Annotated in this window: 12 protein-coding genes; 11 read left to right on the top strand and 1 reads right to left on the bottom strand. The window is 68.7% G+C overall.

Annotation, left to right across the window (positions count from 1 at the left end):
- Window positions 1-4: 4 nt before the first annotated feature.
- Window positions 5-1,606, bottom strand: a complete 1,602-nt coding sequence (locus NR798_RS19100; protein ID WP_375772917.1) for an AMP-binding protein — start codon at window positions 1,604-1,606, stop codon at window positions 5-7.
- Between the two features lie 281 nt (window positions 1,607-1,887).
- Here NR798_RS19100 and NR798_RS19095 point away from each other — a divergent pair, with 281 nt between their 5' ends.
- From NR798_RS19095 to NR798_RS19045, 11 genes are all read left to right on the top strand, one after another.
- Window positions 1,888-2,754 (top strand): transketolase, encoded by an 867-nt coding sequence (locus tag NR798_RS19095; protein ID WP_375772916.1) that lies wholly within the window; start codon window positions 1,888-1,890, stop codon window positions 2,752-2,754.
- Complete coding sequence (locus tag NR798_RS19090) at window positions 2,751-3,758, top strand: transketolase family protein (protein WP_375772915.1); 1,008 nt, start codon at window positions 2,751-2,753, stop codon at window positions 3,756-3,758. The genes NR798_RS19095 and NR798_RS19090 overlap by 4 nt, the downstream gene beginning before the upstream one ends.
- Window positions 3,758-3,952 carry a lysine biosynthesis protein LysW gene (lysW, locus tag NR798_RS19085; protein ID WP_375772914.1) on the top strand — a complete coding sequence of 65 codons (195 nt, stop codon included), beginning with the start codon at window positions 3,758-3,760 and terminating at the stop codon, window positions 3,950-3,952. The genes NR798_RS19090 and lysW overlap by 1 nt, the downstream gene beginning before the upstream one ends.
- A gap of 21 nt (window positions 3,953-3,973) precedes the next feature.
- The gene (locus NR798_RS19080) at window positions 3,974-4,816 is read left to right on the top strand and encodes a RimK family alpha-L-glutamate ligase (protein ID WP_375772913.1); all 843 of its coding nucleotides are present in this window, start codon (window positions 3,974-3,976) and stop codon (window positions 4,814-4,816) included.
- Entirely contained in the window at window positions 4,813-5,850 is a 1,038-nt protein-coding gene (argC, locus tag NR798_RS19075) for an N-acetyl-gamma-glutamyl-phosphate reductase (protein ID WP_375772912.1), read from the top strand. The genes NR798_RS19080 and argC overlap by 4 nt, the downstream gene beginning before the upstream one ends.
- Window positions 5,851-5,914: 64 nt before the next feature.
- Window positions 5,915-6,775 (top strand): family 3 encapsulin nanocompartment shell protein, encoded by an 861-nt coding sequence (locus tag NR798_RS19070; protein ID WP_375772911.1) that lies wholly within the window; start codon window positions 5,915-5,917, stop codon window positions 6,773-6,775.
- A gap of 48 nt (window positions 6,776-6,823) precedes the next feature.
- Window positions 6,824-7,825: a sulfotransferase gene (locus tag NR798_RS19065; protein WP_375772910.1), complete on the top strand. Its 1,002-nt coding sequence runs from the start codon at window positions 6,824-6,826 to the stop codon at window positions 7,823-7,825.
- Window positions 7,803-8,582 carry an SDR family oxidoreductase gene (locus NR798_RS19060; RefSeq protein ID WP_375772909.1) on the top strand — a complete coding sequence of 260 codons (780 nt, stop codon included), beginning with the start codon at window positions 7,803-7,805 and terminating at the stop codon, window positions 8,580-8,582. The genes NR798_RS19065 and NR798_RS19060 overlap by 23 nt, the downstream gene beginning before the upstream one ends.
- On the top strand, window positions 8,579-9,466 hold the full coding sequence (locus NR798_RS19055) for a [LysW]-aminoadipate kinase (protein WP_375772908.1): 888 nt from the start codon (window positions 8,579-8,581) through the stop codon (window positions 9,464-9,466). The genes NR798_RS19060 and NR798_RS19055 overlap by 4 nt, the downstream gene beginning before the upstream one ends.
- The gene (locus NR798_RS19050; RefSeq protein WP_375772907.1) at window positions 9,453-10,514 is read left to right on the top strand and encodes a M20/M25/M40 family metallo-hydrolase; all 1,062 of its coding nucleotides are present in this window, start codon (window positions 9,453-9,455) and stop codon (window positions 10,512-10,514) included. Before NR798_RS19055 ends, NR798_RS19050 begins: the two co-directional genes overlap by 14 nt.
- Window positions 10,511-11,650: an acyl-CoA dehydrogenase family protein gene (locus NR798_RS19045; RefSeq protein WP_375772906.1), complete on the top strand. Its 1,140-nt coding sequence runs from the start codon at window positions 10,511-10,513 to the stop codon at window positions 11,648-11,650. The genes NR798_RS19050 and NR798_RS19045 overlap by 4 nt, the downstream gene beginning before the upstream one ends.
- Window positions 11,651-11,772 lie beyond the last annotated feature (122 nt).

Raw genomic sequence — 11,772 nt, 5'->3', positions numbered from 1 at the left:
AGGCTCAGGCCTTGCTGGCGGACGTCTCCTTCAGGCGCTCGCGCAGGAGGAACTTCCGGATCTTCCCGGAGGGTGTCTTCGGCATCTCGGAGATGAGCTCCAGCCGATCCGGCCAGTACGACACCGACATACCGGCCTTGCGCAGATGGTCCCGCAGCTCATTGAGGGTGGGCGCCTCGTCGCGAGGCACCACGACGGCGCACACACGCTCGCCACCGATGCGATCATCCGCATGGGCCACGACGGCGACCTCCCGCACCTTCGGATGCGCATACAGCGCCGACTCGACCTCCACGACGGGAATCTTCATCCCGTGCCGGAAGATGAGGTCCTTGAGCCGGCCGGCGATGCGGATGCCGCCGCGCCCGTCGTCGCGCGCCAGGTCTCCGGTGTCGAACCATCCCTCGGAGTCCAGACAGGCGTTGTAGATGTCCTCGCGCTTGAAGTACCCGAGGCACTGGCTCGCGCCGCGGACCAGCAGCCGCCCCGCGCCATCCGGGAAGGCCGAGCCATCCTCGGTGGTGGCCGGAGCGATCTTCACTTCCATCCAGGGAACGGGGGCTCCGTCACTGTTGGCGGGCCAATCGGGGGGATCCTCGTGCCGGGTGATGGTGACGGCGCCGTTCTCCGTCATGCCCCAGAGCGTGTGCAGGCGGACGCCAAACACATCCCGCGCCTCGGCGATGAGGTGGGGCGGAACGGGAGTCGAGCCGGTGGCCAGACACTTGAGTGTGCCCGCCTTCCGGGGCCGGCGCTTCTGCGAGGCAAGCATGTTCAGGTAGTACGTGGGGATCGCATACATGAAGGAGATCCCATTTTCCTCGATGAGCTTGAGGTGGAAGTCGGGATCCGCCACATCCAGATAGACCGCCGTGGCCCCGAGCAGGAGGGGCATCTGGAAGAGATAGGTGAAGCCGCTCGAGGCGGTGAGGAGGCTCGGCAGCGAGATGACGTCCTCCGCGCCCAGCCGCATCGTCTCGCTGAGGGCCCGGGTGATGGCGTAGTTGGTGTTGTACGAGTGGACCACGCCCTTGGGCTCGCCGGTCGTGCCCGACGTATAGAGGATGTTGAACACGTCATCCGCGCGGGCCGTCAGCTCATCCAACGCACTGGCGGTGTAATGCTCTTCCCAGCGCGTGGAAACGAAGTGCGCGTCGAAGTCGAGCTCTCCCGCCGCCAGGCCACTTCCCGCCCCGATGAAGACGCGATGGCGCAGGGCCGGGAGCGCCGGTGCCGTCTCCCGGAGCATGTCCCGGTGTGAGAACCCGGTCCAGGTCGCCGGGCCGATGTAGACCCGGGCCTCGGTCCTGCCGAGGATGAACTCCACCTCCCGGCGCCGGTAGTCCGGAGGGATGGGCGCGAGCACCGCGCCAATGCGCGCGCACGCCAGCGCGAGCGCGGTGAACTGCCACCAGTTGGGGAGCTGCACGGCGACGACCTGCTCGCGTCCGACGCCCAGCTCGCGGAGGGCGCCCGCGAAGCGCTCCATATACGTCCCCAGCTCCGCGTAGCTGATGCGTGTGATGTCCCTGGAAAAGTACCGGGCCGCGATGATCGCCGTCTTGTCCGGATGGCTCTTGATCGCGCGGTGGAGGTCGTCGACCACGGTTGCGTCGCGCCACCAACCCTTGAGACGCCAGGCATCTCCATCAGCAGCACGCGCGGTGGCACTGTGAAACTCTCCAGTCATTCCTGAGCTCCCCTGTGTTCCTGGGATGTATATGTCTTTGCGGGGGAATTCCCTAACACTTTCTCTCTGGCTCGCCAATGTCGGATTTTTTTTTTACATCAGTGCCTAAGTTCACACATTGACGAGTCCTCTCTCGTTTTCATAGGGTGCCCGCGAAACAACGAAGTCACGAATTGCTTCGTTCCCCCCCACGAATCATGACTCGCGCGATGACCGCTGCAACGACAGACGTGCGTCTCGAGTCCCCGTCCGAGGACGGAATGGACTCGCTTCAAGCACAGGCAAGACGTGTCCGGCGGCTCATCGTCCGGCTCGCGGCGACCGCCTCTGGCTGCCATCTCGGAGGCTCGCTCTCCCTGACGGAAATCCTCGTGGCATTGCTGGGACGCGTCATGAAAATCAATCCCAGTGAGCCCCGCTGGGAGGGACGCGATCACCTCATCCTCTCGAAGGGACACGCCGCGGCGGGACTGTATGCGGCCCTGTCCGCGTTTGGCTTCTTCGACCCCGAGGAGCTCGTCCAGCGCTACAACGCGGAAGGGAGCATCTTCACGGGCCATGTGAATGCCAGGGTCCCAGGTGTGGACTTCTCCACCGGCAGCCTGGGGCACGGATTGGGCCTGGGTACAGGGTTGGCACTCGGGTACAGGCTCAAGGGCTTGTCCAACCGTGTCTATGTCATCTGTGGGGATGGAGAGATGGGCGAGGGCTCCAACTGGGAGGCCCTCCAGATTGCCTCGCACCAGCGTCTCTCCAATCTGACAGTCATCATCGACCGGAACGGAGGTCAGAACGATGGCCCCACCGAATCCATCCTCTCCCAGGCGGCGCTGACGGACCGGCTGCTCATGTTTGGCTTCGAGGCGCTCGAGGTGGACGGGCACGATCTGCGTGCGCTCTGCGCGGCCCTGGAGGCCCCCGCCGGAACGGCCCCGCGCGCCATCGTCGCGAGGACCCAGAAGGGAGCGGGCGTCCCCTTGTTCAAGGGCAAGGGCCCCCACTACGCGGTCTTCTCTCCCGAGCAGCTCCGGCGCGCGCTCGTCTCCATGGGAGAGACTCCGTGAGCGAAACCCAGACGAGCGGCGCGGATCTCTCGGCCGCCCCCGAGGCCTGGCTCCGGGAGAACCCCAAGCTCTCCAACCGGCAGATCTTCCGGCATGCGCTCGCGCGCTTCGCCGAGCAGGACCCGCGCCTCGTGCTGCTGGAGGCGGACCTCGGTGGCGGAGGAGATCCCTTCGAGGCCCGCCACAAGGACCGCTACTTCAACCTGGGCATCTGCGAGGCCACGATGCTCGACATGGCGTGCGGCATGGCGCACGTGGGGCACGTCGTCTTCGCGCACACCTTCGCGCCCTTCGGGGCCATGCGGGCGTGCGAGCAGGTGCGGCTCGGAATGGCCTACCCCCAGTCGAACGTGAAGCTCGTCTGCGATTACGGTGGCGTCTCGGGCGCGTTCTTCGGGCCCACCCACCACGCCATCGAGGACCTGGCCATCCTCCGCGCCATGCCGGGGATGCTGGTGCTCTCCCCCGCCGACGGGCTCGAGACGATCCTCGCCACGCGCGCGATGATCGACCACGCGGGCCCCGTGTACATGCGGCTCGGCCGCAACCGGGTGAGCCGGCTGGAGGAGCCCCGCGGCGGCTTCACGCTCGGGCGGGCGCTCTGCTTCCGCGAAGGCTCGGACGTGGGGCTGATCGCGCACGGCGAGGTGGGCGTCTCCGTCGCGCTGGAGGCCGCCCAGCGGCTCGAGACCCAAGGCGTCTCGGCGCGCGTGGTGAACATGCATACGCTCAAGCCGCTCGACGAGGCGGCGGTGCTCGAGACGGCGGAGCGCACGCGGCTGCTCGTCACGGTGGAGGAGCACACCATCCTCGGCGGGCTCGGCGGCGCGGTCTGCGAGGCCGTGTGCGCACAGGGGCTCGGCCGGCGGGTGCTCCGCATCGGCATCCAGGATCGCTACGACCCGCTCGCGGGCTCCCATGAAGCGCTGCTGCGCGGGCACGGGCTCGACGGCGCGGCGGTGGCCGAACGCGTTCTCGATTCACTGTCCACAAGGAGGAACTGATGCAGCTGCAGAAGCCGATGGATGCCGCGGGAATCAATGGTTGCCCCACGTGTGCCTTCGAGATTCTCGGAGACCACTACCTGGAGGGAGAGGTCCTCACCTGCGAGGGCTGCTCCGTCGAGCTGGAGGTGGTGGGCCTCAAGCCCCTGCGCCTCGCCGAGGCCCCCGAGGTCGAGGAGGACTGGGGCGAGTAGTCACCCCGTCTCGGACCTCCCATGAAGAAGATCGATCTCGTCTATACACGGCTGCGCACCGAGGAGCGGATGATCCTCGAGGCGCTGCGCAAGAGGGACTGCGCCGTCGAGATGCGGCAGGACTCCGACCTCGTCCTGCCGTTGGACGCGGAGCGCTGGCCGGGTGGCAACGTCGTCCTGATGCGGAGCATGTCGCTCACCCGCTCCCGCTATCTGGCGGCCATCCTCGAGGTGAAGGGCGCGCGCGTGGTGAACAGCGCCCAGGCCATCGCCACGTGTGGGGACAAGATCCTCACCACCCTGGCGCTGGCGGCGCACGGAGTGCCCATGCCGTGGTCCTTCGCGGGCTTCGAGGAGGAGACCTGCGTGGCGGAGATCGAACGCCGGGGCTACCCGGTGGTGACGAAGCCCGCGGTGGGCTCATGGGGGCGCATGGTCGCGCGCATCGACGGACGCAGCGCGGCCGAGGGACTCATGCAGATGCGCTTCGAGACCGGAAGCGCCTCGGATCATGTGGGGCTCGTCCAGCAGTACATCGACAAGCCCGGCTATGACCTGCGTGTCTACGTGATGGGCCGGGCGGTGGGCGGCATCCGCCGGCGCTCGGAGCACTGGGTGACGAACACCGCCCGGGGCGCCGTGCCCGAGCGGTACGAGGTGCCCGAGTCGCACGCGAAGCTCGCCGAGCGCGCGGCGGCGGCCGTGGGAGCGGACATCGCTGCCGTGGATCTGCTCGAGACGCGCGGCGGAGAGATCCTGGTGAATGAGATCAACCACTGCGTGGAGTTCGCGCGAAGCATCGAGATCACCCAGGTGCCGCTGCCGGAGCTGATCGCGGACTACGCCATCGGGGTGCACCCATGACGCGCGTGGCCGTCTTCGGAGCCTCGGGCTACACGGGCGGCGAGCTGCTGCGGCTGCTGCTCGCGCACCCGGGCGTGGAGGTGGTGCAGGCCACCTCGGATCAATTCGCGGGCAAGCGGCTCGACTACCCGCATGCGAACCTGCGCGGAATGAGCTCGCTGCGCTTCGTCCCGCACGACGCGCTGGAGCCGTGCGACCTGCTCGTGAGCTGCATGCCCCAGGGCGGACTCATCAACCGCTGGGCCAGGGTGCGCGAGCTCGCGGGCCGGGTGATCGACCTGAGTGCGGACTTCCGGCTGGACCCGGCGGCGCACGAGCGCTGGTACAAGAAACACCCACGGCCCGCGGACGTGCCGGGGTTCGTCTACGCCTTGCCCGAATGGACGGCCAGCGCGCTCCCCGAGGCTCGCTATGTCGCGGTGCCCGGTTGCATGGCCCACGCCTCGCTGCTGGGAATCCTCCCGCTGGTGCGCGCGGGCCTGGTGAAGCCGGAGCTCGTCGTCGACGCGAAGACGGGCTCCTCGGGAGGCGGCGCCACACCGGACCGGGCCTCCCATCACCCCGAGCGCGCCTCCGCGCTGCGTTGCTACAAGCCAGTGGGGCATCGGCACACGGGAGAGATCGAGAACGTCGTCGAGCGGCTCACGGGGACGCGTCCGAGCGTGCACTTCAGCGCCACGGCCATCCCGAGCGTGCGCGGCATCCTCGCGACGGTGCACGGCTTCACCACGAGGCCCATGGACGAGGCCGAGCCGCTCCGCGCCATCGCAATGGCCTACCGCGAGAAGCCCTTCGTACGGCTCATCCGGCCCAACACGAGCGCCTCACCCTTCCCCGAGCCCGGCCCGCTGCAGGGGACGAACTACTGCGACCTCTCGGTCGACGTGGACTCGGAGCGGAACCGGATCGTCGTCAACGTGGCGATCGACAACCTGGTGAAGGGCGCGGCGGGCACGGCCGTACACGCCATGAACCTGATGCTCGGCCGCTCCGAGACCGAGGGCCTCGGCTTCCGGGGCCTGCATCCCATCTGAAGCACCCCGCGGTCCGAAGTCCGCGGCCACCCGCAGTTCACATCACCCAGACAGGGGAACAAACATGAGCACGAATGGTACCGCGGGGACAGAGCTGTCCCCAGGGCGGGCATTTGCCAACGCCGTCCTCGCGCAGGGCACGAAGGCCTCCGTGGAGTTCTCCACGACAATCACTGACTCCTTCCCGGGCTTCAAGCGCCGGCCCCGCATCGCGGTGCGCGGTCTCTTCAAGGTCGTCAAGACGGAGCAGCCCCAGGTCAAGTACTGGTACGAAACGCGTCCCCAGGCCGCCATCACCGAGCAGGTCATCGACGCGCAGCTGAGGCAGGAGGCCACGTTCGAGTTCCACTCGGACAAGGCGGAGCTCAAGCCCACCACGGCGTGGGTGCAGCTCAACCCCGCGCTGCTGGACGACCCGGAGGCGCTCGCGACGTTCATCGACTACCGGCTGCTGGTGCGCCTGTGCACGGCGGAGAATCAGGCGCTCGCGCGCGGCCCCGGTGGCGAGCGCGTGCGCGGCCTGCTGGAGACTCCGGGCGTCACCCGCCTGGCGGCCCGCGAGACCCCCGTGGCCTCGCTCCTGGCGGCGTGCAATCGCGTCGAGCAGGTGGGCGGCTCGGCGGACGGCATCCTCATGAACCCGGAGGACTACTACCGCTACTTCGTCGGGCAGGGCAGTCTGCTGAAGGACCTCGCGGACATGGGCGTGCGCATCGCCCGAGCGCGCATGGTCAACCCGGGCACCCTCATCGTCGGCGACTACACCGCCGCCGCCACCATCTTCGACAGCGGCCGCTCCGTCATCCGCTTCGCCGAGCCCCCCAAGGGCATCTTCCCGCGCGAGGGCCTCGCCGTGTGCGGGGAGATCTACGAGGCGCTCGTCGTCCACCTGCCCACGCACTTCTACGTGGCCTCGCTGGCCTGACGGCGGAACCGTTTCAAGGACATCCAGGCAGCACGCACAGGGGCGCCCGTGTCGCAATCCCACATCAAGGTTCTCTACATCACCGGCTGGTGCCGCAATGGCAGCACCATCCTTGGAAACGTGCTCAACGAGGTGAAGGGCTTCTTCCACACCGGCGAGCTCAGCTTCCTCTGGAAGAATGCCTACGGCCACGGCTCCAATACCTTCTGCGGCTGCGGCGAGGCCCTCACCCGCTGCGGCCTCTGGTCGAAGGTGTTCGAGGAGGAGGCCCCCGCGGGGAGCACTTCCGAGGACCACGCCCGGGAAGTCGTGCGGCGCCAGACGCGGGCCGTGCGGACCCGTCACACGTGGAGCATCCTGCGCGAGGGTACCCGCTCGGAGGATGTCCGCGAGTACGCCGCCACGCTGAGCCGGACGTACCGTGCCATCGCGAAGGCCACGGGCAGCCACACCCTCGTGGACAGCGGCAAGCTGCCGTCCGAGGCGGCGCTCCTTCCGCACGTGGAGGGAGTCACGCCCTATTTCCTCTACCTCGTGAGGGATCCGCGCGCCGCCACGCACTCGTGGACGAAGACGAAGCAGTACGTCGTCCCCATGTCCGCGCTGCGCAGCACCAGCTATTGGGTCGGCTTCAACGTCGCCTCCGAGGCCGTCATCCAGCGCTACCCCGAGCGCTCGTTCTTCCTGCGCTACGAGGACTTCATCGCCGAGCCGGCCTCGGTGGTGGGAGCCCTGCTCGAGCACGTCGGCGCGCGGGACGCGGTCAACCCGGTGCAGGGGCGCACCGTCCACCTGGGGAAGAACCACACCGTCACCGGCAATCCGGATCGCTTCCGCAGCGGGCCCACGCTCCTGCGGCCCGAGGACGATGCCTGGCGCAAGGAGCTCCCCGCGCGCGCGAGGAACATCACCCAGGCGCTGGCGTGGCCGCTGATGGCCCGCTACGGCTACTTCCAACCCCGGCGCACCCAGACCCGTGAGCCGGTGCTCACCGGCACCGCGGCCCGCGGCGGAAAGGAGGCGCTCGGTGGAACTGGGACTGACCGGTAGGGTCGCGCTCGTCGCGGGAGGCTCCAGCGGCCTGGGGCTCGCCGTCGCCGAGGAGCTGGCGAAGGAAGGCGCGCACGTCGCCATCGGCGCGAGGGACACCGCGAAGCTCGCGCAGGCCGAGCGCCGGCTGAAGGAGCTCGCCCGGGGCCGGGTGCTCACGACGGCGGTGGACTTGAAGAATCCCGACGCCGTCCGCCACTGGGTCGAGGAGGTCGCCGGCCGCTTGGGGGCCCTCCACATCGCGGTGACGAACAGCGGCGGGCCGCCTCCGGGCCCGGCGACGAAGTTCGAGCTCGGCGCCTACAAGGACGCCGTGGACTCGGTACTGCTGCCGCCCATCAGCCTGGCCCTGGCCGCCCTCCCCTACATGAAGGCGGCGCGCTGGGGACGCCTGCTCTTCATCACGTCCGAGACCGTCGTGCGGCCCGTGGCCCGCTTCGCCCTCTCGGGCTTCTCGCGGCTGGGCATCGTCGGATTCTCCTCCGCGCTCGTGCAGGAGCTCGGGGACTGCGGCGTCACCGTCAACGTCCTGGCCCCCGGCTACACCCGCACGCCTCCCGTCGAGCGCACCGCCGGAACGAACACCGACGGAGACGTGGACGCCGGGCTCCGCGCCATGGCGGCCCATATTCCGCTGCGCCGCGTGGGGCTCCCCGAGGAGTTCGCCGCCGCCGCCACCTTCCTCGCCAGCGAGCGGGCCTCGTTCATCACCGGGACGGTCCAGCTCGTCGATGGCGGCGCGAGTGTGCTCGGATGAGCGCGCCACTGCCTTCCAGCAACCCGGGCGGCCCGGACCTCCGCCCCCTCGTGGTCAAGATTGGCGGCGCCGCGGGGGTCGACCTCGAGAACGTCTGCAACGATGTCGCGGAGCTCATCCGCCGTGGCGAGCGGGTCGTGGTGGTGAATGGAGGCTCGGAGGCGGGCGAGCGCGTCCTGAAGGCCTTCTCGCTCGAGCGCCCCGAGGTGACGACCCCCACCGGCAACGTGGTGCGCCTCACCCACGCCACCACGCTGCGCGTCTTGATGATGGCGTGGGTGGGCGAGGTGAACAAACGCGTCGTCCTCGCTCTGGCGGAGCGCGGCATTCCCGGCGTCGGGCTCTGCGGCGCGGACGGCCGGGTGCTCGTCGCGAAGCGGCGGCCCCCGCTGAAGATCAACGACGGCGGGCGGGTCCGCATCGATCGGGAGCACCTCGCCGGGGAGATCCACTCGGTGAATACGAGCCTCCTGGCGACGCTGCTGGACCAGGGCTACGTGCCCGTCCTCTGCCCTCCCGCCATCACCGAGGAGGGCGTGCTCGTGAATGCCGACGCGGACCAGGTTGCCGCCTCCATCGCCACCGCGCTCGGCGCCCGCGCGTTCGTCATGCTGTCGAACGTGCCCGGGCTGTTGGAGAACCCGAACGAGCCCCTGACGCTCGTGCGCTCCAGCGACGACGTGGAGGGCTGCATGCAACTGGCCGCCGGACGCATGCGCTACAAGCTGGACGCCGCACGCAAGGCGCTCCAGGGCGGAGTCCCCTCGGTGTACGTGAGCTCCTCTCGCGTGCCCCGGCCGGTGTTCGTCGCCCTCACCGAGGAGTCCGGCACCAAGTTCACCCTCCCCCGGAAGCAGAAGGAGGCCGCGAATGCAGGCACGTGAGAAGACGATCGAGTTCCTCAAGTGGATGGTGGAGCAGTACAGCCCCAGCCATCACGAGCATGCCTTCTCCCGCGCGCTGGCGGAGCGGCTGGAGCAGCGAGGCTGGCGCGCGCACACCGACGAAGTGGGCAACACCATCGCGAGCATGGGCGACGGTGACACGTGCATCACGCTGCTCGGCCACATCGACACGGTGCCCGGAGAGGTGCCGGTGCGCATCGAGGACGGACGGCTCTTCGGGCGTGGCACCGTGGACGCCAAGGGAGCCATTGGCGCCTTCATCGAGGCCGTGGAGTTGCTCGACGCGAGCGAGCGGGCCGGGAAGAAGTTCCTGCTGCTCGGGTGCGTCGAGGAGGAGGTGGCCATCACTCGCGGCGCCTTCCACGTGCGCGAGCGGTACCGGCCGGACTTCGTCATCAACGGCGAGCCGAGCGGCGCCCACGCGCTCACCATCGGGTACAAGGGGCTCGTCCGGGCCGAGCTCGAATACCGGGCGAGCCGGCGCCACACGGCGAGCCGCGACTACCGCGCCGCCGCCGAGCACCTCGTCGAGTCGTGGAACGCGCTGCGTACGCACTGCGACGAATGGAACCGCGAGCGCCCGCTTTTCGAGCAGAACCTCCCCTCGCTGACGTCCTTCCAGACGGGCTCCACGGACACCGAGGAGTGGGCCCGGGCCAGCGTCAACGTCCGCACCGGGCCCTCCACCGATGGCGAGCGGCTGCTGTCGTTGCTGGGGAGCGTGCCCGGCGTCAGCGTGAAGGCGCTCTCGAACAAGGGCGCCGTCAGCACGGATGGGAACGATGAGCTTTCGCGCGCGTTCAAGAAGGCCATCCGCGAGCGGGGCGCCAAACCGACGCTCCGGCTGAAGACGGGGACGTCCGACTGGAACACCGTGGCGGCGGCCTGGCAGGTGCCCACGCTCGCCTATGGCCCCGGCGATTCCTCCCTGGATCACACCCCCCATGAGCACGTCGGCCTCGACGAATACGAGGAAGGAGTCGCGGTGCTCTCGCGCGTGCTCGCCCTGCTCCCCACCCGGCCATGACCCATCCCTTCACCGAAGAGCACGACACATTCCGCAAGACGGTCCGGCGATTCGTGGAGAAGGAGTTGGCCCCCCACGCCCTGGAATGGGACCAGGCGGGCCTCTTTCCGCGAGAGCTCTTCCGCAAGTGCGGCGAGCTGGGCCTCTTCGGCATCCACCATGATCCGAAGTACGGCGGCAGCGGGCTGGACTACTGGTTCGTAACCGTCCTGGCCGAGGAACTGGCGCGCAGCGACAACGCGGGCGTCAGCATGGCGCTGATGGTTCAAGGCCAGATGGCCACGCCCATCATCAACGACGTCGGCACCGAGGAGCAGAAGCGCGAGTTCCTCGCTCCAGCGCTCGCGGGAGAGAAGATCGCCGCGCTCGCGATGAGCGAGCCGGGCGCGGGCTCGGACCTGGCGAACCTGCGCACCACCGCGAGGCGGGACGGGGACGACTACGTCATCAACGGCTCGAAGATGTGGATCACCAACGGCACACGGGCGGACTTCCTGGTGCTGGCGGTGCGGACCGGAGGCCCGGGCGCCGCGGGGATCTCACTGGTGACGTTCCCCACGGACGTGAAGGGCTTCGCGGTGTCGAAGAAGCTCGACAAGGTGGGCCACCGCTCCTCGGACACGGCCATCCTCTTCTTCGAGGACTGCCGCATTCCCGCGCGCTACGTGCTGGGAAAGGAGAACGACGGCTTCTTCCACATCATGAACAGCTTCCAGGGCGAGCGGCTGGTGACGGGCATCAACGCCGTCGCCATGATGCAGCGGATGCTCGAGGAAGCCATCCGCTACGGCCGCGAGCGCGAGGCGTTCGGCAAGCGGATCATCGAATACCAGGTGTGGCGCCACAGGTTCGCCGAGCACCTGACCTCGGTGGCGGCCGCCCGGCAGCTCACCTATCACACGGTGGAGCTCTTCCAGCGCAAGCGGAGGCCGTTGAGGGAGATCTCCATGGTGAAGCTGTACACGGCGGACCTCGCCCAGCGGGTGGCCTACGACTGCCAGCAGTTCTATGGAGGCATGGGCTACATCGAGGAGACGAACATCGCACGGGCCTGGAGGGACGTGCGCATGCTCACCATTGGCGGGGGGACCTCCGAGATGATGAAGGAGATCATCGCCCAGACCGCGGGGATGTAGCGCAAGACCGGGAAGGAGCGCCACAGGGCCTTCGAGGCCGACCCCCTGGTCTGCCATGGCCACACCGAGTGTGCTAAAGACGCCACTCGATGGCGATCCAAGCTCCTACTCCCGGTCCCGCT

This window comes from Archangium gephyra (assembly GCF_042230915.1).
Classification (GTDB): domain Bacteria; phylum Myxococcota; class Myxococcia; order Myxococcales; family Myxococcaceae; genus Archangium; species Archangium gephyra_B.
The sequence above is the reverse complement of the archived record's forward strand: the minus strand, read 5'-3'. Positions and strand labels throughout refer to the sequence as shown.

Bases quoted from the DNA above. Each gene is read 5' to 3' on its own strand.
- NR798_RS19050 (WP_375772907.1), top strand. From the start codon at position 9,453: ATGCAGGCACGTGAGAAGACGATCGAGTTCCTCAAGTGGATGGTGGAG.
- NR798_RS19045 (WP_375772906.1), top strand. From the start codon at position 10,511: ATGACCCATCCCTTCACCGAAGAGCACGACACATTCCGCAAGACGGTC.
- lysW (WP_375772914.1), top strand. From the start codon at position 3,758: ATGCAGCTGCAGAAGCCGATGGATGCCGCGGGAATCAATGGTTGCCCC.
- NR798_RS19055 (WP_375772908.1), top strand. From the start codon at position 8,579: ATGAGCGCGCCACTGCCTTCCAGCAACCCGGGCGGCCCGGACCTCCGC.
- NR798_RS19080 (WP_375772913.1), top strand. From the start codon at position 3,974: ATGAAGAAGATCGATCTCGTCTATACACGGCTGCGCACCGAGGAGCGG.
- argC (WP_375772912.1), top strand. From the start codon at position 4,813: ATGACGCGCGTGGCCGTCTTCGGAGCCTCGGGCTACACGGGCGGCGAG.
- NR798_RS19070 (WP_375772911.1), top strand. From the start codon at position 5,915: ATGAGCACGAATGGTACCGCGGGGACAGAGCTGTCCCCAGGGCGGGCA.
- NR798_RS19095 (WP_375772916.1), top strand. From the start codon at position 1,888: ATGACTCGCGCGATGACCGCTGCAACGACAGACGTGCGTCTCGAGTCC.